Source organism: Bacillus sp. TE9106W, assembly GCF_054062215.1.
In genome coordinates, this window is record NZ_JBSSFA010000020.1 from 36698 (window position 1) to 62773 (window position 26076).

Here is a 26076-nt window from a genome sequence, read left to right on the forward strand (position 1 = left end):
TCCCTCCTGCACTCAGCTTTGTAAAGCGATGAACTTTTTTAATAGATTCATATTTACTTCTTTTTCTATGTACAATTGTTCCGCTTCTTCAAGCGTAATATTCTCAAACGATACATAGTCCCCTGGTTTTAACTGGGCAAGAAGAGGTAAATCTACTGAAATGATATTTCCCATTCTCGGATAACCACCTGTCGTTTGCCTATCTGCCATTAATATAATCGGCTGTCCGCCATTTGGAATTTGAATGGTTCCATATGTAACTGGACTCGATAAAATCTCTTTTTCAACGGCTCTATTTAAAATTTCTCCTTCAACCCTATAACCCATACGGTCAGCGTAATTAGATACTTTATACTCTTTCGTAAAAAATGCCTTTTTGCTTTCTTCTGTAAATTGATCATATTCAAAACCAGTTATGACGCGAAGTTTAGGATACTTCTTATATTTTGGTAGTACGCTACTGCTAATTGCCCATTTTGTTTTTATGCGCTCACCCTTTTGTAAGTCTTGCATGAAAGGATGAGCCATTTCTGATCTTTCCCCAAGTTGAAAATAGTCTCCTTTTTTCAGCATTCTCCCTTCCATACCACCAATCGCAGCACGTATGTAAGTACTTTTGCTTCCCATCGTACGATCAATATAGATACCACCTGCAAAAGTCACATACGCTCTGCAACCCGTTTTCACTTTTCCAAAGCAAAGCATGCTACCTTCTTCCGCTAAAATGGGCCGCCATAATGGAATACGCTCACCATTTAGTAACGGTTCCATATCCGCACCGCCAATTGCGAGTAACGTCGTTTTCTTTATTAACAATTTCGGTCCCATAATCGTCATTTCGAGTCCCGCTTCATTTTCTTCATTACCAACTAACATATTGATCATCCGAAGTGCACTTTGATCCATAGCCCCGCCAACTGGCACACCGTATTTTTGATAATGAGATCGTCCTAAATCTTGGACTGTTGTAAACATACCTGCATGCAAAACTTCTACATCCATTCTTTAGCCCCCTCAAGTGATACGTACTCTTCCTTCGTTATTGGGATAAATCGTAAATACATACCACTTTGAATAAAGGTCGGTGTTTCTTCTTCCGGATTAAATAAGGAGATTGGTGTTCGGCCAATAATATTCCATCCACCCGGTGTTTCAAGCGGATAAATACCTGTTTGATTTCCGCCGATTCCTACCGAACCAGGAGAGATTTGTAACCGCGGTATTTCTTTTCTAGGTGTTTCTAGTTCTTCTGATAGTCCTCCTAAATACGGGAACCCTGGTGTAAAGCCTAACATATATACAAAATACGTTGTTTCACTATGTATGCGAATCACATCTTCTACTTGTAAACCGTGATAATGTGCCACCTCTTCTAAATCAGGTCCATATTCTCCCCCGTAACAAACGGGTATAGAAATATGTTTCACATCTCGTTTCAGCTCTTCCTTATACGTATCTAACATTCTAGCTATGTATTGGCATACGTAATCATACGGTCTTATCTTTCTATCATTTCCCTTCCATACTTCATACAAATTATAGTAAACGGCCAATGAAGTAAATGACGGAACGCATTCGATCATTCCTGTAAACGGATGTTGCTGCAACGCTTGAAATAGTCGTTGTACTTTTTCGTATACATCCATCCCGATTTCTTCACCAAATGTAACAATAATTGCTTGATCCCCTAACGCAGAAAATTTCATCCTACTCCCTCTTTCTATGCCAAAAAGCCGAGTTCTTTCGAAATGCGATTCGCTGTCTCTTTCACCTTAGCGATAAAATATGGAATGTTACTTTCGCTATACTCAATTGCTAATCCCGAAATACTAATGCCTGCTACAACCGTTCCATCATTTGCGAAAATGGGCGCTGCTATAGCTGCTGTATGATTTTCTAACTCAGAATAGCTAATTGTATGTCCTTCCTTTTTCGCCATTTGTAACACTTCTAGCAACTGTTTCTTATCTACGATTGTTCCATCTGCAAACTGTTTGAAATCCGTTTCCTCTATGTATTTTCGTTTCTTTTCCTCAGAAAAATACGATAGTAAAATTCTCGGACATGCACCAGCATAAAGTGGCGCTCTTCTTCCAACCGCCGTATATACACGTACAGGCTGAACACCTTCCATCTTTTCCACATAAATCGCGTCATTACCATCTTGAATAATTAAATTAACTGCCTGCCCTAAATTATCTCTAAGCTCTTTCATATATGGAATCGCAATATTTCTTACTGATAATCTTTGCGAAACAAGTTGACCAAACCGTAAAAAAACGACTCCTAGACGATATTTCCCCTTTTCGTTTTTTTGTAAAAACTCCATTTCTTCTAACGAGCCAATTAAACGATAAACAGATGTTTTCGGCATACTTGTAAGCTGAACCATCTCTGTTAAACTGAGTTCTTCATGCTCATAAAACAACTTTAAAATATCCATTGTCTTAACTGCCGTTTTATTTATACTCATTCTATCTCCTTCTTGTTCCGAATTTCGGAACTTAAATTCCATTTTCCGAAACAAACATATAATTTAAAATTATAAAATATTCTTTTAATTCTATCAACAAAAAAAGTATGGAAGAATATATATTCTCCCATACTTTTTCTTTATAACGCTCTTACTTGTTTCAACGGCCAGAAAACAGCTTGTCCTTTTCCGACAATTTCATCTTCTGAAATAAATCCAAACATACGACCGTCTTTAGAAACTTCACGATTATCACCTAATACAAACACTTGGCCTTCTGGCACTTTCGTTTTTCCTGTAATTTGTTCTAACGTAAAGTCTGGAGTTAATACACGACCTGCTGCTTTTTCTTTAAACTCTTTTAAATATGGTTCTTCCATCGCTTTGCCGTTTACATATAAAACATCATTTTTATACTCAACTGTATCGCCTGGTAAACCAATTACTCGTTTTACTAAATCATATCCTTCTTTTCCATGGAAAACGATAATATCAAAGCGTTCTAATCCACTTATACTATAACCAATCTTATTGACGAGAACTCGTTCGTTATTTTCTAAAGTCGGCATCATCGATTCGCCTTGTACTAATGACGGTGTAAATAAAACACCGCGAATAATTGCGATTAATACAAGGGTAAATCCTATCGTTTTCGCCCATGAGAATAATTCTTTCTTCGTATTTTCCTTCATCGTTTCTCCTCTTTCTTAATTGTTTATTGTATGATTTGAACTAATTCTTGTACTAAATTAGGATCAATTTCAGCAAAACATGATTTCCCTTCTCTTACCGCTGTACCGACATGAGCTTGCGAAATTCCAGTTTCATTTAGCAATTGCTTTATATTTTCTTTCGTTACACCAGCTCCAACAACAAGCTGAATTTGACCATCGCTTACCTTTTGCATATCTGTAAGCACCGGAATATTATCAACTATATTCCCTTGTCCACCTGAAGTTAAGACGTGAGTCACTTTATGAAACTTCTTTAACGTTCTCATCGCTTCTACTGGATTTTCTATGTCATCTATTGCACGGTGATATGTGACATTTATCCCATCTACCACAGATAATAAATTCGCTAGTTTCTCTTCAGCCACTTCATTTCTTTCATTTAATACACCTAATACAACACCAGCTACTCCTAATTTCTGAGCAACTACAATATCTTCTTTCATCATTTCAATTTCTTCTTCCGTATATGTAAAAGACTTCGCATGCGGACGAATCATAACATGAATCGGTATTTGTACTGCTTCTACCGCTTTTTTTATAAATGCATAACTCGGCGTTAAACCGCCTTCTGTATAAGATGAAATTAATTCAATTCGCTTCCCGCCAGCTCGTTCAATTCGTTTCACATCTTCTAAACATGTTGCAATAACCTCTAACATGAGATGACCTCTTTTCGTGCTTTTTTCTTATTATACAGTAGGTGAAATAAGAAGCATAGCATTCTCCTATAAAACGATAAAAAGAAGAATGAAAAGAAAGATTTTTTTAATTGATAACATTTATTGGTAATGTTATATTTTTTATATATTACAAAAAGGAGAAATCTATATGCTTCTTACAAAGAAACATGCCATTATTTCTAGTTCATTCATTCTTATCGCCTCACTTTGTACGGTTACTCTATTAACAAAGCAAAATACACAACCAGATTCCACTCCTACTAACATAGAAGCAAAAGAAACGATTACTCTCGCATCAAGTGAACCAAATGAAACCCCAACATTTCGTTCATCATTAGTTAATAATACACATACATTTCGTGGGGACATGGGTACCGTATTTGACTTTAGTGGTCTCGGTGATTTAAAAATCACAATTGCAAATATCGGTACAAATGCATTTACATATGCAATCAAATCACAAGATGAAGAGCAACTAGCCAGACATACAATACAACCAAATGAAAGTAAAACATTTACTTTACGCTCATTCGTTTCCTCTCCAGAACCGGGACCATATTATTTATCCGCTTATAATGAAGACGGGTCTGAAAGTAGTATGAGACTTCTGGTACAGCCTGAATAATAGGAAAAAGGAGTAACCTCTAGAACTTCATACTAGGTGTCACTCCTTTTTATTTTATAAAAATACTAGGTTTCCCCTATATATTTAGTTATTTTTCTTAACCACTTCATTATAATAGTGGCTAAAGGCTTCTACTAATGCGTCAACGGAAGCATACAGTTCTTCTGGTGTATTATCTACCCCTCCCATTTCAATAAGTAATGCATTTGGAGAAAGGTCTTGATTATATACTCCGTTCCCGCTTTTACGATCTTTAATAAAAATTCCTCGGCTTAAACCGTAATACTTCTCGTCTAAATATGAATTTATTGCCGTTACTATTTTTTTGTTTTTTTCAAAGCTAGGATTCTCTCGTCCTAAAATAAAATAGAGCCTCGCATAATTCTTTCCGTTAATATTTTTGGTTGTAATATTTTTTCTTGCATCATCTCTATGAAGGTCCATTGGAAACATAATATTTTTATCTTGTGCTAATTTTTCTTGTAATATTTGACGAGATCCTTTGTAAGATTGGGCCCAGTTTAAATTTTTATTTCGCAGAAAGTCCCTCATATTTGTCGTATCATGTGAAACGCCTATTCCTTTTTCTTCTAACTTTTGTTTTAAATAGTTTCCAACAAACGTAATATTCACTTCATTATTTGTACTAGAGGCATCATTAGGTTTAGTAGCACCTGGAATGAGAGGAATAAACGACTCCCAACTATGTGTATGATAAATAAAAACTTTATTTTCACCGTTATTTTGTGTATTTGAATTGTTTTCTTTCTCACTCTTTGGATGTTTAACAGCAGTACCTTTATCTTGAATATTCTCTAAAGGAATGCTGGATTCTTCAGGAATGTTCGTATAATCTGTCCCTTCCCCGGCAATTAATATTTCCGAATAAAATTGATTCATATTTGGAAGTTCTCGAGTTAATAAGCTTCGAAGGTCATTTACATTAATATTTGTAGAAAGTGAAAGTAAAAAAGATTCCAAAGACGCTCGTCCTTTTTCTTTATGAAATTCTTCTGCAAAATAACGATTTTCGCTGCCTATCATATACATAAGACCTTTAGTAGAATTCGTTCCTAGTAATTGGTTAATATAATAAGATTTAAATACGTTCGAATTACTAGAAATGAAGAATGAAGTGAGAATACATATAATTGTGAATAAAAGACATATCATGACATACTTTATATTAAATATTTTCAGTTTCACTTTATTCATTTTATATCTCCCTTCATTTACTATATTCTTACGCATAATTTTTAAGTAATATGATTAATAATTTAATAGAACTTCCTCAACTGCTATGTTTTCATTTCCCCTCTTCCCATAAAGCGATTGAGGTGAACTTTGCCGTGTGCAAATATCATCTAAGATTTTTTAAAAATGAAATAACCTGAGTCTATATAACTATAGACTCAGGTTATTTCATTTCTTCATTTTCCATGTCAATGCCTAATTGGTCTTTCAATAACTTCATACCTTTTCTTGTAAGATGGACAGCCCGATTCTTATCCGTTTTTGTAATCCATTCCTGTTCAAAAAATAGTTTTGCTATTGCAGATCCTAACCAACCAGAAATATGGTAGCGTCTTTCACTCCAATCAAGACAAGGTTTTGCAAATACTCTCCTTTTTATATTTGCCTTTTCAATATTTATTCCAAAATTCAGAAACCATTTCTTACCTTGTTCCGTTACAATATATTCTCCTTCCTCTAAAATGATAAATTTCCTATGTAGTAATTTTTCAGCTATCTCTACACCAAGTTTGCCTGCAAGATGATCATAGCAAGTTCGAGCATAACGAACTTGTTTTAGTTGATCCGATTGTTTTAAAGAACGAACTTGGACTGTTGGTGCGATTGTTCCTAACTTTTCAAGCACTTCTGCTACCTCTTGATTAGCAAGTCGATAGTAACGATGTCTACCATGTTGTTCAACTGTAAGTAGATTCCCCTCTATTAATTTAGAAAGATGAGAACTAATCGTTGGATTTGAAACTTTCGCCATATAAGCCAATTCGCTAGCAGGTAGTGCCTGGTTATTCATTAAACAATCTAAGATAATTGCTCTTGTAGGTTCAGCAATTAGTTTAGCTATATATGAGATATTCGGATATACATTCATATTTCGATGATACCCTAACTATTAAACTGATACAATTATTTTAAGTTTAATAGTAAAGGAGAATGTATTATGAATGCAATTGATCTTAGTATATTAAATTTGAAAGAAACGAGAAGGCGCTCAGAAAAATTATGGAATTCTCTTCCCGATAATTTTCTTAATTGGAAGCCTGATCGTGAGGCCATGTCCTTTGGTGAGATGATTCGTCATGTTTGGAGCTCAACTTTTTACTATCATATGATTTTAAAAAACAACGGCTCAATACATGATATACATTTCCCGTATGATGACGAGCCGATTACTTGTGTAAAAAAAGAAATTGAATTGGCACAAGTATACTTTACTGACTTCATAGAATATGTACAATCACTAAGCATAGCTGAGCTAGATTCAACCCTTATTGATCGAAGCGATGTTGGCTATCAACGATATTTAGGCGACATGCTATTACGAATTGCCTATCATGACGCGGTCCATGCAGGGCAATTTTTACAATATTTACGAATGATAAACTTGGAAAGACCTTTAATATGGGATTAAAAGTTGCCAAACGAACATTACAATAAATATTCTTTCAGCCAATAACAATCCAAAATCATGATAACAATTTCTATTAAAAATCTCATCTCAACTTGGTACGTCGTACACATAAAAAGCACGGGTTTGATTAGTAATCAAACCCGTGCTTTCGAAACAACTATAATATCCATAAACAATAAAATGTAAGCTTTAAAAATTACGACCGAAACGCAGCATCCGCCAACATAGACAGTGTTGCATCATCCATCGGCGGATTGTGTAGTCCTGCCCTAACGTTTAAATAATAACGATGAAGCGGATTTTTTTCTGATAAACTTTTTGCTCCTACGATGCGCATTGATTTATCCACTATGGATATCGCCGCATTTGTTACGGTGTATTTCACTGCCGCTAATTCTGCTTGCAGTGACAGTTTATCTTCTGCCTCATCGTATTTTTTCGCAATTTGATATAAAAAGACGCGAGCTTGCATAAGCTCGAGTTCTAATTCTCCAACTAATCTTCTAATATTCGGTAATAAACTAATAGAATGGTTTAAACTATTTGGTTTGTATGATCCCGCAAACTGAACTGCATAATTTCTTGCTGATTGTGCAATTCCTAAATAACATGCTGGTATATGTAGCAACCAGCCAATACCCTTTTGTTTCACTTTCCCGCCCTTTACATCTGTAAAAAAGCGGTTTTCTATCTCTACATTTTGTAAGACAAGGTCGTGGCTAGCAGTCCCTCGCATCGCAACACTATCCCACGTTTCTTCAATGGATACACCGAGTGTATTTCTTGGAATAACAAACTCACCAACTTCTTCACGGCCTTCCATACTCGCTGAAATAATAAAATAATCAAGTACTGGCGCCATCGTTGTAAAAGTTTTTCTTCCATTTATAATCCACTTCTCGCCTTGTTGCACCGCTATTGTTTCTGGTTTACCGCCACGCGTCGGACTCCCTGTTTTCGGTTCTGTTGCTGCTCGGTTAAAGAGCGCACCGCTACGCACTTCTTCGCAAAACCATTTGAACATCTCATCATTCCAAGAGCGATTTTCCGCTAGTTCTTTCACAATGCCAAGATGCCAGCCAATCGATAATGCAGTAGCTCCGCAGCCTTCCGCAATTTTCTCTTGAAATAGAACGAAGTCATATAAAGAAATCGCACTACCACCAAATTCCTTCGGCAACGTTAATTTCGTATATCCGATATCTTTCAAATCATTTATATTTTCATACGGAAATGATCCTAATTCACTTAGTTGATGCTCCCTTTCCATGAACTTCGGAATCAATTTATTTATTTGTTCAATAATGAAAGATTGTTTTTCTGTTTCAACAAATGAGAGTGCCATACTATAATCTCCTTTATGCTCGATTCTTAAACCGTTCATTTTGTCATTATGATTATATGAAGCTACCTCTCTATTGTTTCACTATTCCGATAAAAATACAATGTTTTTGACTAACAAGAAAAGTTCCTATTGAAAGATAGGTTCTTTCCTTATTAGTCTCCCTTCAATGCCTTTAATGGCAACGAGGTTACATATCCAATATACGAGAATAATTCTTTAAAGAAGAATGGTATTTCTGTATCTAACGTTTTATATGCTGATGTCGGCGTTGGTGAAGCATATGCTTCAATATTAATATGTTTTGCGATTCTCATTGCGCGTTTCATATGAAGTGGATCACTTACAATCGTGTATGTCTGTATTCCGTTCTCAATTCCAACTTGCTTCGCATTTTTTAAATTTTCTTCAGTGAAAAGAGATTTTGTTTCAATTAAAATATCTTCCTCTTTTACACCTTGTTTCATTGCATATACTCTTGCAGTACGCGCTTCCTCAAGTTCTGCCTCGAACTTTGTACCACCTGTAAAAATAATCTTTTTAATATTTCCGTTCTTATATAAAGAAATCGCATGATTAATTCTTTCTTTAAATACAGGAGATGGTTTTCCGTTCCATGAAGCTGCTCCTAGTACGATACCAGCATCCGTTTTCACGTCATCATTTGCTTTAAAACGATAACTCCAAATATCGTAAGCTGCATAACTTACATATAAAATAGCAGAACAAATCATTAGTAAAAATACTTGAAAGATTCGTCTTTTCTTACTCTTCTTATTTTCTTTCATTTGTAATTGCCTCCGTACATCATCCATACTTCTATAAAAAAACATTTATATCAAATCGTTTTGTTTGAGTTTGTTTAAAAGAAGGAACTTTACTTTTTATTTATGTATAAAAGGGTTTTCATTTAAAATTGAGGATTATCAATTCATTTTCATTTGCGGTTTTCATTACATGTTTTAAATTCATAAGTTTATTACCATACAACTACATTGTAACGAATTTTTTCTCAGAAGGGAACGATGAAACAAAAGGAATTAAAATAAAGTAGCATTTTGTAAGAAAAAAGGTATATTTTTCATGCCTTACGAACAATATACCTTTCAAAACACGAATTATAGCTTTTCTTTATACAACTCTAACTTTTCTAACAATTGTTTTTTCACGTCTGGCCATTCACTCGAGATAATACTGTACACAACTGCATCTCTCACATAACCATTCGGTAATTTTCTTTCATTCCTAAGCACACCCTCTTTTACTGCGCCTAACCTTTCAATTGCTCGTTGTGCTTTTTCATTTCTTGCATCCGTCTTAATTTGTACCCTCAGCATATGCAGTTTTTCAAAAGCATACTGGAGAAGCATATACTTACACTCTGTATTGATACTGGTACGCTGGACACTTGGATGATACCACGTTTGTCCCAACTCGACTGTTTTATCTTCTACTGAAATATTATATAGACGTGTACTTCCTACAATCGTATTCGTCTGTTGATCCACTACAACGAAAGGTATTTGCGTACCTTTTCCATAACCCTGTATCGCTTTTTGAACATATTGCTGCATATCTTGCACACTATCCATTTTAGAAATTAAATACGCCCAAATATCCCGATTTCCTTCTACAATCGAAAACAAAGTTTCGACATCATCACTATCTATTAACCGTAACTTTGCTCTTTCGTGAATCATTTCCATTTGTAAGCCCCCTTTTTCTTACTATATCATAGAAATTAACATTCTATTATATAGATAACAAAATTATTAAATTAACTTTTAAATGTACTTAAAATTCATTTTTTAATACCTTCTTACATAATAATCTGTAAAAACCTCTAACAAATACCGTGTCCATCCCATTATATCAAGCTACATTTATATTGGTTTCATTTCATGTAAGGTTTTTCTTTTTCTAAAGGTCTAGTGTGCATTATTGAAAGATTTGCACACCAAAAACGCTATTATTTCTACAAAAAGATTATTTTTTCAATTTGGTAGTATGGATAATTCTGGATTACACCCAAAAAATACTATATAATAATAAAGTGAAAGTTTTACAGTTAATTAATATGAGGGAAATGGGAGGATATAAAAATGCTAGATCAAATTACTTGGGGAACGCCAGGCAGCTTATTATGCTTAGGATTCTTTTTTGCAGGATTAGGAATTTTCTTAAGAAGTATTACGTCATATTCGAACAACAAATAAATCTTCAAAAAGTTGTACATTTTCACCTGAAGATGTACAACTTTTTCTTTTTAGGGTATTTGCCTGTATTAGCTTTATCTTTTTAAAACTTTAAAGTAACAAATAAGCAATTGGGGTAATAATAAGTAACGTTAAAATCGTTCTTTGTACGTGAAGAATAATAAGTTCCCATACTTTTAACGGAATATCTGTCGATAAAATACAAGGAATGGAAGCTGAGAAAAACAATATAGATGATACCGAAACCACCGCAATGACAAACTTTGTCACAAGTGGTGCACTTACAACTAACAATGATGGTAAAAACATTTCTGCAATACCAACGGATGCTGCTTTAGCAGCTAAGCCTGCTTCTGGTAATTGTAAAACCCATGTAAATGGATAGAAAATATAACTGATCCAATCAAATATTGGCGTGAATTTCGCTAAGACGATACCAATTAAACCTACTGACATAATAGATGGTAAAATTCCCATTGTCATAATAAATCCATCTTTTAAGTTCACCGTAATATTTTTCATAATACCCGGTGCAGACTTTGATACTTCTAACGCATCTTCCCAAGCGCGTTCTAGCATTTTCTCTTTATAAACAGGCTCCGGGAATCCTTCTTCTGTTACATATGTATCTGGTTTTCTACTAAGTGGCGGGATTCTTACGGTGATAGCAGTTACGATGAATGTTACAACGAGAGTAGTCCAAAAATAAATATTCCATAAATGCATAATGTCTAATGTTTTTGCAATGATGATCATAAATGTAGCGGATACTGTAGAAAAACCTGTAGCGATAATAGCTGCTTCTTTTGTTGTATACTTTCCTTCTTTATAGACACGGTTCGTAATTAATAAGGCTAAGGAATAACTTCCAACGAAAGAAGCAACCGCATCAATTGCTGACCGTCCCGGCGTTTTCCATAATGGTCTCATAATGGGTCTACAAAATGTACCGATAAATTCTAGTAATCCGTACCCGACTAATAAAGCTAAAAAAGCCGAGCCAATTGGAACGAGTAAACTTACCGATATTACTAATTTTTCATACAAAAACGGCCCAACGTCTGGCGCAAAGAACCAAGCTGGTCCTACTTTCAAACAATATAGTACGCCAAAAACGACGCCGACTACTTTTAAAATAGAAAAACAAATGTCTACGAGGGATACATTCCATTTTTTCGTATAAAACGGATAAATCGCACCCATTATCATAACAAGTAGTGCGTAATAAGGTACGACGCTCGGAACCGAAGTCCGAATCCATGATACGATATGATCAATCATAATGGACGAAGCACCGTTTATCGTAACTGGTACGAAAAACATAAATACCCCAACGAGACTAGCGAGTATAAACCGAAGAATAATCCTCTTCTCACTCCCTGTCTTAATTACATTCCTTTTTAATTCAATTTCACTCAAAATTCGACACCTCCTATTTATCTAAATATTCTGTATAATTATATCAGATTCCTCCTTTTGATTTCTAATATTTAATCATATGAAAAAGCCTATTTTAAATAGGCTTTTTCTATTACCTCCCATAATCATTCACAATTACTTGAATGACACGATACGATTCTTCTGCCACTATCTTATTACTAATCTTATTTGCATCATACGTAATTAACGCCTTCCAAAGTGCCCATCCTCTCGCTCTATTCCACGTTTCTTCATCTATTTGCAGCACTTCTTTAAATATCTTTCTACTACTTTTATCAAAAAATGTCCATGACATCGCTGCATCACAAGCCGGATCCCCTACTCCTAAAATACCAAAATCAATGACGGCACAAAGCTTTCCATCCTTAACGAGTAAGTTCCCTGGCGCAACATCTCCATGAATCCAAACTGGCTTACGCCTCCATGTTGACTGAAGTGCTAAATCCCAAAGATGCTTTAATACTGTTTCATCAAAAACGTCCTTATTATTTTCGATAGCACCTCTCGCCTCTTCATCATATACAGATATAAGCCCGCCTCGGTAAAAATTATGCGCTCCAGCTATCGGTCCTTTGCTCGCATCAATGGATTGCAATTCCACTAAAAATGATCCTAAGTGTGCCGCAAATTTACTTAAGTCACGAACATTTTGTTTCGTAACTGTTTCTCCCTCTATCCACTTATTAATAGACCAAGGCCATGGATACGCTTCAGATGGATTTCCTTTCGCAATTGGTGTAGAAATCGGTAAAGAAAGCTCCTTACTTAATATAGGTAACCACTTGTTTTCTTTCTCTACTTGCGGTGCATATGCCGCATCACTTGGCAATCTTACACTCATCTTATCACCTAGGTGAAACGTTCTGTTATCATGCCCACTAAACTTTACAGGTTTCACCTCTAAATGTGCCCATTCAGGAAACTGTTCCCCTATTAACCTTTTAACTAAACCAGTATCAATTTGATTCATTCACTACCCCCTTTTCTTTTGAAACTTACTAAGTCCATCTGTACTGCCAACATAATCAAAACCATTTTTCTTATAAAAATCATTCAACGTACGATTATGTCCAACGCAATCCAGCTTCAAAAACTCTTTGTCATGTTGTACATTCTCTTCTATCCACTGTAAAATCCATTCTCCTATTCCGTTACCTTTATACTTTCGTTTTACCGCAAATCTATGAATATATAATGAATTAGAAACTTCCTCTTTACCAAAAATATGTTCATCCCATTCATTTTGTTTAGGAGATACTGTAACTGTACCGATAATTTCATCTTCTTTCGTAATCACATATGTATATTTCTCTCTTATCCCTTCTAGTATTTCATCCGTAGCCTCTCCGCCTAACAGATACTGCCACTGATCCACTTCTTTATGTTGTAGCCACTGCGCTACTTCCTTTAATAGCGTGATAATGCTATCGCTTTCCTCTTCCGTAGCGGTTCGAATTGTATATTCTTTCGTTATGGTGTTTCTCTCCATACTGCCGTTCCCCTTTCAATTTACTACTATACTGACAAACGTGTTCTACCGTCATTTTCGTCTGTAACGTATTCCACATAAAATCCCTGATTCCGTGCGTTTTCATACATCAGTTCAATTGCTTTTTGATCTTTTGCATAAATTTGTATGTAATTGCCATCCGCTACTAATACGACTATCTCACACTTACTTTCCTTAAACTCTTCATATGTTTCAATATCTAGTACTATTTCTCTTTTAGGATATGCTTTTAAATCTGCAAAAATGAGATAGTATATGTTGTCTTTAACTAGCTTTTTCAAATCTAATCCTTCCACTACACTTGGTTCCTCTGGAAATAATGCCTCATCCAATCCACCACGCGCTATTAAGTAGGACTCCTCATTCCCCACTCGCCAATTAAATGAAGCAATATTGATTGGCTTTAACACTTCCCAAAGTAGATTGTCATTTGCATGTCCATCTAGAATATCTACTGTAATTCCTCTTTTCATTTATTTTCTCCTTTCCTCTATATTTTCATTTTTGTGTTATACATTCATTATATAACACCATTAATTCCTACTTTTAAATATCTCTTCTATGCTACTTAGCTTACATCTAAACAAAAAAACGCTTCACTCCTAGTGAAACGTTTTTATCTTTTATACCTGTAATTCCGTTTTATGTCCCTTTACTGCACTACGTTTTAAAGCAGTCGCTAAAATAATAACGATACTTACCGCACCAATCCAAATAAGCACAATAACAGGTGTACTCCAGCTTAACCCTTTTCCGAAGAAGAATATTTCTCTAAGCCCTTCAATCATAAATCGCATTGGTAACCATGCGTATACCCAATCTTGATAAAATGGCGACAACATTTCAGGTGCTAATGATAATAACGGTGCACCGAAGAATAGTAAGAGTGCGAATACACCAATTCCTTTTAGTCCAACTAGTGAAAGTACCGCTGATATCATTAAGAAGAAACTAAACGATGTAATGGATAGAAATAAGGCCGTATCCGTGAAATTCGAAATATTTAAACCTACCATGCCATCTGCGATCCATGTAAGACCGAACCCAATTACAAGTGTCGCAACTGCTCCTGTTATGATCTGTTTTAGTTTTAATACGACGTTTTCTTTTCTTGTACCTACTGGTATCTTACTTATCGCAATAAAGATAATTGCTGCGCTCGCTAAACTGGCAATCCATAACGGCTGGAATAAGGACATCGGCGAGTTACCGTTCACACTATTTTTGCCGGTTTCATTCACGTTTGTTACTTTCTTTGCAATCGGTGTGACTACATTTGTAACTTGATCTGCTGTTACTTTAGCTCCTCTTGCTTTCAATCCTTCTAATAGTTGCGCACGAACAGTATTGTTCATATTATCAACTACGCCATTTAACATTTGCCCTGCCATAGTTGATGCCGCTGTATTCATTCCTTGATTGATAAATATTTCTACCTCTGGCGAAGATGGCTGTGGTGTTCGTAATGATGCTTGTTTTGTACTAAAGTCTTTTGGAATAACTAATGCTGCGTAATACTCTTGATTATTTAAGCCTTTTTGAACTGCCTCTTTATTTTTCACTTCTACCCACTTCACCGCAGGTTCTTCATCTGATTTTGATGTCTTTTTCATATTATCAACAATCGTTTTCCCCATGTTCATTTTCGGTTGATTCGGAATTTCTACTCCTTGATCCTCATTTACAATTGCAATTGGCAAGTTTTTCGGCTGAGGTTGAACAGTTGGAAATAATGTTAATGAAAAAATAAAAACTACAAGTAGGGCTATAACTGGTGATAACAATAAAAGTTTATTTTTAAACATATTCTTTTCTCCTCCTATCATTTGATTTATAATAACCAACAACGTGTTGTTTATTTATATTTTGAATTATATGTTCGGATTGAACCTTATACAATAATCAAAAATCGTGAATGTGTCGGTTATAAGACACATCCTTGAAATGTGTTGGCTAAAATGAAGGAGGGACATACTTTGCGTGATAGTAATTTAGATTTACGTGTTGTTCGTACGAAAACTGCCATTCGAAATGCATTGGTGGAATTAATTGAAGAAAAAGGTTTTGACGCCATTACTGTGAAAGATATTACAACGAAAGCAAACATAAATCGCGGTACTTTCTATGCGCACTATCAAGATAAATTTGATTTAATGACGAAATGCCAAGAAGAAATTATGTATGAGTTTTCTAGCATTGCAAAACAGAAATTTCCAGAAGTGATTGCAGATCTTGGATCAAATCCTTCTCCAACAATGCCATTTCTACTTATCACTTCTATTCTTGAATTTCTAAATGAAAATAGTGATTTTATGAGAGCTGTACTTAGCCCAAAAGGAGATTTATCTTTCCAAACAAAACTGAAAGACTTTATGTGGAAAACACTATTTGAAGATACGAATGGCGCTCTCATTAATAAAGAGAACTTACTCGTCCCAAGCCAATACTTAGCTTCTTATATGGCATCTGCTCATATTGGTGTTATTCAGCAATGGTTAAATAATGGACAAAAAGAAACACCTGAGGAAATTGCTCGTATTTTATCAACAATTGCAGTTCATGGCCCTTTTTATGCGGCTGGGTTAAAGAAATAAGTCAACTACATAATAAAGGATCATCCACTATAATAGCGGATGATCCTTTGTTTCATTACAACATTTCAATATACCCTTCTGTTCCATGTACCCGAATTCGTTGTCCGTCTTTTATTAGCTTTGTAGCATTCTCCACCCCGACGACTGCTGGTAATCCATATTCACGTGCAATCACTGCCCCGTGTGTCATGAGCCCGCCAACTTCGGTAACTAACCCTTTTATAGAAACAAACAACGGCGTCCAGCCAGGGTCCGTAAATGCCGTAATCAATATATCACCCTCTTCTAAATTCGCTTCTTCCATGTTTAAAATAACGCGGGCTCTCCCCTCAACTACTCCGGAAGAAACAGGCAGACCTACAATCGCGTCAGCTGGGAGGTTTTCTCGTTTATATTTACCTGTAATGATTTCTCCATCAGACGTCATTATACGAGGAGGTGTTAATTTTTCATATAATTTATAATCATTTTTTTGTTTTTGGATAAGCTTGTAATCTAGTTTATTCGTGCGAACAACTTCGTGAAGTTCTTCAAAAGTTAAATAGTATATATCATCGACCTCACGAATGACACCGCTTTGTACAAGTTGCTCAGCTTCTTTCAATAACGCCTGCTTATATATGAAGTAACGATTAACCATGCCATATTTTGGATATTCACGATAACCAATAAAATTACGGATATTACGAATCATTCGCTTCGTTTCTTCTATCTTTTGTTTTCCGTCCGGCAAGTGCTGCAATCGCTCTAATAACTCTTCTTCTTTATTCAAAGCTTCCTGCAGTCCTTTTTCAAACTTCTGCTTACTAGCACCCGCTTCAAAGTCTCTTATATTATTTAATATCATTGGGATAATGGTTGTTGGCTTCTCGCTCCAGCGCGTTTTCGTAATGTCGATTTCGCCGCTACATCTCATTCCGTATTTATTTAGAAAAGCAACGATTGTATCTCGAGCTTTTTCTCCGCCTTTATACTGAACAAGTTCATCTAAAAAGCTACCATCTTCTACATGTTGTACATACGTAATAACTTCTGGATACGGACGAATTGCATCAGCAACATCCATTAATGCTAAACCCATTTCTGATGTAATATTATTTTGTACCGATTGAGAAAGCGTGTCTGCTGCATTCTTTTCGCCTAGCCACTGCTCCATTTTTTCATTAATCCACGTTGAAGCGTTCATACCTGCCATGATGACAGCTATACTTTGCGGGTTAAATAATACTTTCTTTAATTGCTGGATGTCTTCCAAAATAAAATCAAATACATCCACTCCTGATTTCAGTTGCATATTTTGTTTTAACTCTTCAAGTGATGCTTCACTATTCCTTATTAATTCCGTAACGATTGCTGGATCTTTTTCGATTTCTGGTTGCGAACTTACTGGTGGCTTACTTTTACTAGCACTCTTTTCTTTTTCTTCATCCGGTAATAATGTAATAAAATCATCTCGCTCGATTATAGTCGTTAATGCATCTCTTACAAGTGGATCCGATTTCCCTAAAGTGTTTATTAAATAATCTCTGCTAGCAGGTAAAGCTAATTGTTGCGTAGCATCTACAAACAGCCTGCCTCCCGCTTTACGCATAGGAGCATTAGTCGTTAACAAGAAAAAGGATAACCCTAGTGGTTTCATCGCATCGGTCATCATTTGTTGGTGACCAACTGATATATATACATGATTTTCCCCATCATTTTCTTCTGGAATTGGATATAAAGTCGTAATCGGTCTGCTTTGGACAATATAAAATGTGTTATCGACTAAACACCATTCAATATCTTGCGGACAGCCAAAATAAGCTTCAATCTGTCTTCCAATCTGTGCGAGTTGTAATATTTGTTGGTCAGATAGTGTTTGAATTTTTTGCTGAACCGGATCATTCTGTTTCGTCTCAGTTCCGCCCTCTTTTAAAGCATAAATAGCTAATTTTTTAGTTGCAATCATCTTATCGATGATTTCGCCTTCTTTTACTTTATAATTATCGGCAGAGACGAGTCCCGATACTAATGCCTCGCCAAGTCCAAAACTGGCATCGATTGATAACACCTTCCGGTTAGAAGTAATCGGATCAGCGGTAAATAAAATTCCTGAAGCCTGCGGGAAAACCATTTTTTGAACGACAACACATATAGAAACTTGATTATGTTCAAAACCATTTTGCATGCGGTACATAACTGCTCGCTCAGTAAATAAAGACGCCCAGCACTTTCTTACATGCTGTAAAATTGCGTTTTCTCCGATAATATTTAAATACGTATCTTGTTGACCAGCAAACGAGGCATACGGTAAATCTTCAGCCGTCGCACTAGAACGTACGGCATACGCATGTTCATTTCCAAAGCGTGAGAGATAATGAGCTACTGCTTCCACTACATCCGAAGGGATTTGTACTGCCATAATGACTTCTCTAATCTTCTTGCTGATTTCACCAATTCGAACTCGCTCTTCACGTTTCAACTTTGTTAGCTGTTGCAACAAAGCTTGAAGCCCTTCATTTTGCTCGATGGCCTTTTCATATCCTGCCGTTGTAACACAAAAACCTTCTGGCACTTGTATCCCTTGCATGTTAGATAACGCCCCTAAATGCAAACCTTTTCCACCAACGAGTGAAAGCTGCGTTTTTTCTATTTCTTGAAAATCGAGAACGAAAGAACTCATGTAACATCTCTCCTTACTATGCATGTGTTCTTGATTGTAGCAGTAGTACATGAGAAGAAACAGTCTATTTCGAATGTTATTTACGTGGTATAATTAAGTTAAGAAGAAAATAATAAGATGCCCCAGCTGCTCTGTTTTGCAACTGGGGCATCTTATTTAATACCCATCTTTAACTTAAATATTTCTATTATGTCAGCGGCTTTATTATATCCACCAGCATCTTTTAAAGTACATTTGATTTTATGAGTATTTTCTAAGTATACATCATTCGACAATATCTCCATTACTGCATTATGTAATATCACTGGCGTAAGCTTTTTTAGATTTAATTGTATGCCAGCTTTTAAATCTTCTATTCTTTGAGCCACTATCGGTTGATCTCCCATAACTGGTATAACAATCATAGGAACACCAAAATATAAGCTTTCACTAGAACTATTCATTCCCCCATGTGTAATAAAAAGATTAGCATGTTTCAAGACCTCTAACTGAGGCACATAATTATAAACTTTGAAATTAGGTGGGACATTTTTCATTTGGTTGATGTCGATATGTTTTCCTACGGACAGTATGATAGTAGCTGGGAAGTTTTTAAATGCTTCAAAACATATGTAATAAAAATCCATCTGTTGATTAAATACAGTTCCCATAGAGATATAAATGAGTTTCTCTTCTTCCTTTTGTTTAAAAACAACTTCTTGTACGTCTTTCCTTGATGTAATAGAGGGTCCAACAAAGATATAAGAATCATCCAATTCCTCCACATCAGGTTGGAAAAATTCAGATGTATATACGATAGTAATATTTCCAGCACACGTCATTACATTTTTCTTTTCATTCATAGAAAAAACATATACCTTTTGCCACTTTTCTAGAATATGCGTAACTTCTTGATAAAGAGGTGACATTTTGTCTCCTTCATTATGATTGTTCATCAATGCGTTAAATAACTTTTTCGTAACTGCAAATGTTGTACATGAAGAGATTTTAGGCAAATTTAATGCTTCAGCTACAATCCATCCAACTGCAAAATTGTTATCATATATTACGTAATCATATTTTTCTTCTTTCAGCTCTTCTATAACAATCTTTATTATGTTGTCCATGGATTTTACCATATGTAACAATAGTTCAGAGGGATTTATTTTTCCATTCATTCTTTCCAACATGTCTACTTTTTCTAAAAAATTTTCATATGGACGAAACGAAGCTCCTGTTTTTTCAATCTTCCCCTTATACTCTTCTACACAATAGTAAACGACTTCTTCTCCTCTTTTTACTAATTCTTTAATAAGAGCAAGAGTTGGGTTTACATGTCCTTCTCCTGGAAAATTAAACATTAGTACCTTTGCCATATGATAGTTCCTCCTCTCAAATTAAAAACTTTCTATAATCAAGTACGTTTCTCTCCTCATTTTAATAAGAGTATTTGTGATAGTAAATGTAATAAACGAGTAAGAAACAAAGTTGATATACTATAAATTCTCCAAAGGTGGATGCCTACTTCAAGTGGAGACTTTCTGAATTGCGGTAGAAATAAATTTGAATATGCATCCTATGTAAGTAAACGGAATGCGAAATGCTAAAAGAAATGAATGAAATTGTATTTATAAAACGACATCCCCCAAAATGGATTTTCAAAATTAGGGAACTATAATGTCGTATGAACATATAGTAAGGGGGAGAAAAATTGGACAATGAAATGAATTACGGAAGTGATTACAAGTTTATTCCAGCAACTTCAATTGAAAGTGGTCACGGCATCGAAGTATTGCCTGATCTATTTTGTTACACGATTCAAATCGTCAATATATGCTTTGTTGGAAATCCGCATACCAATGATTTTGTTTTAGTTGATGCTGGAATGCCTAAATGTGCAAATGAAATTATCTCTGTCGCTGAGGATCGATTTGGTACAAACAGCCGCCCAAAAGCAATTATTTTAACTCACGGGCATTTTGATCATGTTGGAGGAATAATTGAACTCATCAAGTATTGGGATGTTCCAGTCTATGCCCATCAAATGGAGATACCGTTCCTCACTGGGCAACAAAGCTATCCTGAACCAGATCCAACAGTTGAAGGTGGTATGGTAGCGAAAATGTCTCCTCTATTCCCTAATGAACCGATTGATTTAGGAAGTAGCGTAAAAGTACTCCCTACAGATGGAACTGTTCCCCATATGCCAGAGTTTAAATGGATTCATACACCAGGACACACTCCAGGTCATATTTCATTATTCCGAGAAAAAGACCGAACATTAATTGCTGGGGACGCTTTTGTTACGGTGAAGCAGGAATATCTATATAAGGTAATTACTCAGGAACAGGAAATAAGCGGTCCGCCTCGTTATTTAACAACAGACTGGAAAGCTGCTAAAGAATCAGTTATTAAACTAGAGAAGTTAAAGCCTCTAGCCGCTATTACTGGACATGGGATACCGATGTCAGGTGAATTACTATCAACAAGCCTCAACACACTCGTTCAAGAATTTGATAAAATTGCTGTACCCGATTACGGAAAATATGTAGATAAAAGAAATTAAACAAAAAACTAAAATGTATCACAAAATCAAAACGTCAAAAGATATTAAAATATGTAAAAAAAGAATGACCTTAGACAACATCTCTATTTTAAGAATGGAACTATCCTTGTTGAATAAAACTCGATATTCCGCAAACACTATCCGTAGTGTAGCCTGCTTCTTACCCAGGTTGTACTTCTTACTATAAAAAGAGGCTGTCCCAAAAGGTGCTTTTTAGTCAAAAACGAATAGAAAGTGAAAGGCAGAAACGTTGATTTAATAACGTTTCTACCTTTTCAATTTCATGTGACTTTACTTCGAAAGAGACTTATGAGACAGCCCCTTTTTACTTTTAACATACTTTTTTAAATTTTGTTCATACCATACTTAATCCATAATACAGTTTAACTAAATTTCATTTCAAAGTTTTTAGTTTCAAAAAATCCGATACATCCCATGACTTTACTACATTATTAACTTTTGTTCTCTGTCTGCTACCCCTAGACCATTGCAAACAAAGTATAAAAATAAGAACAATATCAATGAAATCCCCACCATAATACATCAGCACACCTCCCATTTCAGCTTGTTCAGTAACTACACCAGCAGGCGGATGAGCATATATGTATTTTGATAATATCCCATGACCAGCTGATGCAATTATTAAAATAATTGATCGGTACATATAGCTATATCTATGGGATATTAAATCAACATAAATCATTGATGTGGTAAACAGATATCCTGCAATAAAAACGTGGAAATGTATGAACAAATGAAGAAGTATACTTTCGTGCATCATCGAGTATAAGCTAGTCGTATAGAGAATCCATAGTCCTCCTAAATTAAGCAAGGTTGCGATAATTGGATGAGTAAGAAGTTGTAGAGGCCTGCTTTTTAGTATCCTTGAAAGACGTCGTGCTGCATTCACATTGAACGTTCGTAAAAAAAGAGTCATTGGAGCGGCTAATGCTATAAAAATTGGAGCAAGCATCCCAAGGAGTAAATGCACAAGCATATGCACTGTGAAGTCATTATGAGCACGATGAGCTAAAGGTCCAACAACTGCTATTGCCACACAAATAAGTCCTAAAACCCAGAAGACACTTCGATATAACGGCCATCGTTTATAATGGCGATTTGATAAAATCGTGGCTACTATATAAATGATTAACATAATAAAAATGAATACGAATAGTAAAATATCCAGTGCATTCCATATTTCATGATGAAGATGGTTATTGTTCATTTAAGCTTTTACCTCTCAATAATCTTTCATCAGTTCTTGTTTGAAAAACTAGTAGAATGCCAATTAAGAGCATTACAGTCGCAATTATATTCCATATTACGTCGTAGATAAGAACATTATCTACGTATCGAATCTGATGTATTTTCATTAGTTTATGTTGAATTATACCGTCATATAATTGAAATCCACCACTACCAAGCAGTAATCCGCTCCACCATCTTTTCAACCAAAATGCATTTCTACGGCGAAGATCAGCAACCATAAACAAGGAACCAATCGTTGCAAACCAACTAAAAGCATGAAAAAGACCATCTGAAATGAGTCCAATATCTGTTGTAGATTTATCATAGAAATGGTGCCAATGCAGCAATTGATGAAAAATAGTTTCATCTATAAAAGCTACTAACCCTAGCCCAAACAAGATACCTGACCATAGATTACGTGTCAAATAAACAGAAGAGGTTAAATAGCTTGTATTATCGGTTTTGGTAACCATTAAATCCTATCCTTTCCACTAATGTATATTCTTATTTTTCCCAAAAGAAAAACGTGCTAAACATACTTAGTGCCAAAGGAAAATAACATTGAATTAGATGTATCATATAAATATTTATTCTCAAGCGTATTTAATATTTTGTTAAAACTCACTAAAAAAGCTTTAAGAGGTTCACCATCCTACAATAGCGCTAATATAATTTCTTTAACATTTTAGAATGAATCTATATTTTTAGCATTTAATCATTTTATTAACAATGGGAATTACCATATAGTTTGAACTATTTGATTCTCTATAAATAAACTTTAGTTTTTCTCTCATGATAATTTCCAAATCTCCATTTTAATATTGCATTTGTATTGCCTTTTGCACATTTTGAACATCATTTTTTAACAGTTGCTTTAAATCATCAGCTGGATAGTAACCACGTTCATACATAAAGTTAAAAACCTGTGCATGTAATTGTATAGCTCCATTTATTTGACGGGTTAAAACTTCTCTAAGTCGCGGCGTTGCAGTTTCGGTAATCGCTATTGCATAGTTTCGAACAGATGTCTTTGCTAATCCAAGTAAATCTCCAGCGTAAAATCCAGTGTCATCACGATGCTGCGATTGAAATCCAGGAGCATAAGGATAAAATTGTACTAACTCTTGTAGATTTTTTTGGATGACATTTATAGCTTTAATATATAACGATTGAAGTGCTTGATCAGGTACATTCCTAACTGATTTTTTTAATTTGATTAAACCGTTTGCTTGAAATGCTACTAATTCATGTAACTCCAATGTTTCATGCCAAGCTAGCTGATTAGGATAAGACATAGATGTTCCCCCTTAATATTCATTCATGCCACACTATGCAAAAAAATTCAAAAAGGGCCTATACTACTGAATTCATTTCAATCTAATTCATGATTACTTTTCATCCTTCTATGTTAATCACAATAAAGTATCCTTAATTCCTCTTCCCTACTTTTTTACATCCTTAATTTTGATTTTCAAAATGACTTCCTCGCCTTTACAATCTATAAATTTAACTTTTTCTTCCTTAAAAATCCCCACCATTATACATCCTTTCTTGTTTCGTTATAAACCATATTAGTTAGAAAATATAAATGTGAACATTGTACCTACATATTCCTTATATATTTTTCAAATTTTATAGCTACTTAAATTTATACGTTGTTATTAAAGATCAACTATTAAAGTAACTACATTGAAGGGGATTCTTCATTAAATCATTTTATTTTTATAAATTAAAAAATAATTATTCTAGCCGTGTTAGTCACCTATTCTTAAATAATTAATAGGTTATATATTATGACTTAGGAGGGATAAAAAGATGACTATACTTTATGATAAAGACTCTTTACAAAAAAATATTATTACCCTTCCACATTGGCAACGAGAAGCTTTCCGTTCTTTTAAATTAAAAATGACAGATAAAGATAAACTGTTTCCTTGTATACCAGCTCAACACGGCTTTACAGCAAATCACCTCAGGTACGGATTTATTGGTGATCCTAGAGATACGAATACTAGTGAGGATTTAGCTGCATTACTTAAAGAATATACTGAATGTTCTAGAGACACAGGTCAATACGCCTCACTCATTGTTTTTATTCATACACCAATAGATTTACTGCGAGAAACTACAGTTGAAGATTTTGAACATATGTATTGGTCTCTACTTAATACAACTAGTCGTTTGGACGAGATGGAATGGCCTACGCACATTCCAAATGACCCTATGGAAAACACTTGGGAATTTTGCTTTCATAATGAATCATATTTCGTTTACTGCGCTACACCCGCCCATGTCAATAGACAAAGTAGACATTTTTCATGTATGATGCTAGCTTTAACGCCTAGATGGGTTTTACAGGGGATTATGAATTCTGAGAAACGCAGTAGAAAACTAAAAAACTTAATACGTCAACGTCTAGCCGCTTATGACAAAGCTCCTATTCACCCCTCTCTCAAAGATTATGGTGAAAAAGATAATTATGAATGGCAACAATATTTTTTACGTGATGATGAAACCATCCCATCCAAGTGTCCATTTTCTCGAATCATAAAATACTTTCATAAAAATAAGTAATTCACTCTGTTTTTTATTATTTAGTTGTACAAACTTTAACCACTGAATAGATTTAATATAGATCAAATTTAGTGGGAGGAGCATATTATACGTGGGCATATTTTTAAGCTATGTTTTCTTAGGTTTATCATTATCTGCTCCAATGGGACCTATAAATGCTGCGCAGCTAGAAAAAGGTATTAGGAGTGGGTTTTTTCATGCTTGGATCCTTGGTATAGGAGCCTTACTTGCAGATGTTATCTACATGGCACTTATTTATTTAGGGGTAATTCATTTCCTCGAAAAAGATATTATAAAACTTTTCTTATGGTCTTTCGGTGCTTTTGTTTTAATCTATACAGGTATTGAAAGTTTAAAAAATGCGAATCAAATTAGCATTAGTAATACTAGAAATGATGATTCAATTATTAAAAGCTTTTTTTCTGGTTTTTTTATGTCTTTATCGAATCCATTAACAATTCTATTTTGGCTTGGAATTTTCGGCTCTATATTAGCAAAAGCCGCTTCTTCCTATAATAAAGAGCAGCTTTTGTTATATAGCTTTGGTATTATTTTAGGTATTTTTATTTGGGATATTACGATGGCGAGTACATCTAGTATATTTCGTAAAATTTTGAATGCTCGTATATTGTCTCTTATAACGGTAGTATCTGGAATATCACTTATTATTTATGGATTATATTTTTGTTTTCAAACTTACCAAATCATTTTTCAATAGCTTCTATTATTTAGTTGTTACATACTACTCATATTGTATAAAAATAGATT

26 protein-coding genes are annotated in these 26076 nt (G+C 34.8%); 6 read left to right on the forward strand and 20 right to left on the reverse strand.

Features of this window, described 5'->3' with window-relative positions:
* Nucleotides 1–12 precede the first annotated feature (12 nt).
* The 5 genes from ACVWY7_RS24900 to ACVWY7_RS24920 all read right to left on the reverse strand — a co-directional run bounded on the left by ACVWY7_RS24900 (nucleotide 13) and on the right by ACVWY7_RS24920 (nucleotide 3866).
* Entirely contained in the window at nucleotides 13–1002 is a 990-nt protein-coding gene (locus tag ACVWY7_RS24900) for a 5-oxoprolinase subunit C family protein (protein WP_073523322.1), read from the reverse strand.
* Nucleotides 993–1706, reverse strand: a complete 714-nt coding sequence (pxpB, locus tag ACVWY7_RS24905; RefSeq protein ID WP_073523300.1) for a 5-oxoprolinase subunit PxpB — start codon at nucleotides 1704–1706, stop codon at nucleotides 993–995. The genes ACVWY7_RS24900 and pxpB overlap by 10 nt, the downstream gene beginning before the upstream one ends.
* Nucleotides 1707–1720: 14 nt before the next feature.
* Nucleotides 1721–2473 carry an IclR family transcriptional regulator gene (locus tag ACVWY7_RS24910; protein WP_073523298.1) on the reverse strand — a complete coding sequence of 251 codons (753 nt, stop codon included), beginning with the start codon at nucleotides 2471–2473 and terminating at the stop codon, nucleotides 1721–1723.
* A 140-nt stretch (nucleotides 2474–2613) separates the two neighbouring features.
* Nucleotides 2614–3165 (reverse strand): signal peptidase I, encoded by a 552-nt coding sequence (gene lepB, locus ACVWY7_RS24915; protein ID WP_000662493.1) that lies wholly within the window; start codon nucleotides 3163–3165, stop codon nucleotides 2614–2616.
* A 23-nt stretch (nucleotides 3166–3188) separates the two neighbouring features.
* A complete protein-coding gene (locus tag ACVWY7_RS24920; protein ID WP_046947285.1) occupies nucleotides 3189–3866 on the reverse strand; it encodes a copper homeostasis protein CutC in 678 nt (225 codons plus the stop codon).
* A 169-nt stretch (nucleotides 3867–4035) separates the two neighbouring features.
* On the opposite strand from ACVWY7_RS24920, the gene ACVWY7_RS24925 reads away from it, so the two are divergent.
* Nucleotides 4036–4512, forward strand: a complete 477-nt coding sequence (locus tag ACVWY7_RS24925) for a hypothetical protein (protein ID WP_017561743.1) — start codon at nucleotides 4036–4038, stop codon at nucleotides 4510–4512.
* 84 nt (nucleotides 4513–4596) lie between these two features.
* Here the strand turns inward: ACVWY7_RS24925 and spoIIP are convergent, their stop codons facing one another.
* On the reverse strand, nucleotides 4597–5727 hold the full coding sequence (gene spoIIP / locus ACVWY7_RS24930) for a stage II sporulation protein P (RefSeq protein WP_105989924.1): 1131 nt from the start codon (nucleotides 5725–5727) through the stop codon (nucleotides 4597–4599).
* Between the two features lie 202 nt (nucleotides 5728–5929).
* A complete protein-coding gene (locus ACVWY7_RS24935) occupies nucleotides 5930–6634 on the reverse strand; it encodes an ArsR/SmtB family transcription factor (RefSeq protein ID WP_105989923.1) in 705 nt (234 codons plus the stop codon).
* Between the two features lie 69 nt (nucleotides 6635–6703).
* On the opposite strand from ACVWY7_RS24935, the gene ACVWY7_RS24940 reads away from it, so the two are divergent.
* Nucleotides 6704–7174, forward strand: coding sequence for a DinB family protein (locus ACVWY7_RS24940; RefSeq protein WP_105989922.1), 471 nt, complete (start codon nucleotides 6704–6706; stop codon nucleotides 7172–7174).
* A gap of 196 nt (nucleotides 7175–7370) precedes the next feature.
* Here the strand turns inward: ACVWY7_RS24940 and ACVWY7_RS24945 are convergent, their stop codons facing one another.
* From ACVWY7_RS24945 to ACVWY7_RS24980, 8 genes are all read right to left on the reverse strand, one after another.
* Complete coding sequence (locus ACVWY7_RS24945; RefSeq protein WP_001218389.1) at nucleotides 7371–8519, reverse strand: acyl-CoA dehydrogenase family protein; 1149 nt, start codon at nucleotides 8517–8519, stop codon at nucleotides 7371–7373.
* A gap of 152 nt (nucleotides 8520–8671) precedes the next feature.
* Nucleotides 8672–9304: a YdcF family protein gene (locus ACVWY7_RS24950; protein ID WP_000662215.1), complete on the reverse strand. Its 633-nt coding sequence runs from the start codon at nucleotides 9302–9304 to the stop codon at nucleotides 8672–8674.
* Between the two features lie 330 nt (nucleotides 9305–9634).
* Complete coding sequence (locus ACVWY7_RS24955; RefSeq protein WP_105989921.1) at nucleotides 9635–10222, reverse strand: GNAT family N-acetyltransferase; 588 nt, start codon at nucleotides 10220–10222, stop codon at nucleotides 9635–9637.
* Between the two features lie 600 nt (nucleotides 10223–10822).
* Nucleotides 10823–12151 carry a YjiH family protein gene (locus ACVWY7_RS24960; RefSeq protein ID WP_456524024.1) on the reverse strand — a complete coding sequence of 443 codons (1329 nt, stop codon included), beginning with the start codon at nucleotides 12149–12151 and terminating at the stop codon, nucleotides 10823–10825.
* Between the two features lie 112 nt (nucleotides 12152–12263).
* Complete coding sequence (locus tag ACVWY7_RS24965; protein WP_105989919.1) at nucleotides 12264–13142, reverse strand: aminoglycoside phosphotransferase family protein; 879 nt, start codon at nucleotides 13140–13142, stop codon at nucleotides 12264–12266.
* 3 nt (nucleotides 13143–13145) lie between these two features.
* The gene (locus ACVWY7_RS24970; RefSeq protein ID WP_000440841.1) at nucleotides 13146–13661 is read right to left on the reverse strand and encodes a GNAT family N-acetyltransferase; all 516 of its coding nucleotides are present in this window, start codon (nucleotides 13659–13661) and stop codon (nucleotides 13146–13148) included.
* A gap of 26 nt (nucleotides 13662–13687) precedes the next feature.
* A complete protein-coding gene (locus tag ACVWY7_RS24975) occupies nucleotides 13688–14155 on the reverse strand; it encodes a DUF2691 family protein (protein ID WP_105989918.1) in 468 nt (155 codons plus the stop codon).
* A gap of 150 nt (nucleotides 14156–14305) precedes the next feature.
* On the reverse strand, nucleotides 14306–15487 hold the full coding sequence (locus tag ACVWY7_RS24980) for a YhgE/Pip domain-containing protein (RefSeq protein ID WP_456524025.1): 1182 nt from the start codon (nucleotides 15485–15487) through the stop codon (nucleotides 14306–14308).
* 171 nt (nucleotides 15488–15658) lie between these two features.
* On the opposite strand from ACVWY7_RS24980, the gene ACVWY7_RS24985 reads away from it, so the two are divergent.
* A complete protein-coding gene (locus tag ACVWY7_RS24985; protein ID WP_001205695.1) occupies nucleotides 15659–16276 on the forward strand; it encodes a TetR/AcrR family transcriptional regulator in 618 nt (205 codons plus the stop codon).
* 55 nt (nucleotides 16277–16331) lie between these two features.
* On the opposite strand, the gene ppsA is transcribed toward ACVWY7_RS24985, so the two are convergent.
* Together ppsA and ACVWY7_RS24995 are read right to left on the reverse strand one after the other, a co-directional pair.
* Nucleotides 16332–18938: a phosphoenolpyruvate synthase gene (gene ppsA / locus ACVWY7_RS24990; protein WP_429670184.1), complete on the reverse strand. Its 2607-nt coding sequence runs from the start codon at nucleotides 18936–18938 to the stop codon at nucleotides 16332–16334.
* A 152-nt stretch (nucleotides 18939–19090) separates the two neighbouring features.
* A complete protein-coding gene (locus tag ACVWY7_RS24995) occupies nucleotides 19091–20293 on the reverse strand; it encodes a macrolide family glycosyltransferase (protein ID WP_429670185.1) in 1203 nt (400 codons plus the stop codon).
* 335 nt (nucleotides 20294–20628) lie between these two features.
* Here ACVWY7_RS24995 and ACVWY7_RS25000 point away from each other — a divergent pair, with 335 nt between their 5' ends.
* Nucleotides 20629–21483, forward strand: a complete 855-nt coding sequence (locus tag ACVWY7_RS25000; protein WP_000368281.1) for an MBL fold metallo-hydrolase — start codon at nucleotides 20629–20631, stop codon at nucleotides 21481–21483.
* A gap of 394 nt (nucleotides 21484–21877) precedes the next feature.
* Here the strand turns inward: ACVWY7_RS25000 and ACVWY7_RS25005 are convergent, their stop codons facing one another.
* From ACVWY7_RS25005 to cotF, 3 genes are all read right to left on the reverse strand, one after another.
* Nucleotides 21878–22711 carry a cytochrome c oxidase assembly protein gene (locus tag ACVWY7_RS25005; protein WP_001063482.1) on the reverse strand — a complete coding sequence of 278 codons (834 nt, stop codon included), beginning with the start codon at nucleotides 22709–22711 and terminating at the stop codon, nucleotides 21878–21880.
* The gene (locus tag ACVWY7_RS25010) at nucleotides 22701–23207 is read right to left on the reverse strand and encodes a DUF2243 domain-containing protein (RefSeq protein ID WP_000256785.1); all 507 of its coding nucleotides are present in this window, start codon (nucleotides 23205–23207) and stop codon (nucleotides 22701–22703) included. Before ACVWY7_RS25010 ends, ACVWY7_RS25005 begins: the two co-directional genes overlap by 11 nt.
* A 342-nt stretch (nucleotides 23208–23549) precedes the next feature.
* On the reverse strand, nucleotides 23550–24029 hold the full coding sequence (cotF, locus tag ACVWY7_RS25015; protein WP_073523281.1) for a spore coat protein CotF: 480 nt from the start codon (nucleotides 24027–24029) through the stop codon (nucleotides 23550–23552).
* A 520-nt stretch (nucleotides 24030–24549) separates the two neighbouring features.
* On the opposite strand from cotF, the gene ACVWY7_RS25020 reads away from it, so the two are divergent.
* Together ACVWY7_RS25020 and ACVWY7_RS25025 are read left to right on the forward strand one after the other, a co-directional pair.
* On the forward strand, nucleotides 24550–25308 hold the full coding sequence (locus ACVWY7_RS25020) for a YqcI/YcgG family protein (protein ID WP_105989912.1): 759 nt from the start codon (nucleotides 24550–24552) through the stop codon (nucleotides 25306–25308).
* A gap of 91 nt (nucleotides 25309–25399) precedes the next feature.
* Nucleotides 25400–26026 (forward strand): LysE family transporter, encoded by a 627-nt coding sequence (locus ACVWY7_RS25025; RefSeq protein WP_456524026.1) that lies wholly within the window; start codon nucleotides 25400–25402, stop codon nucleotides 26024–26026.
* Nucleotides 26027–26076 lie beyond the last annotated feature (50 nt).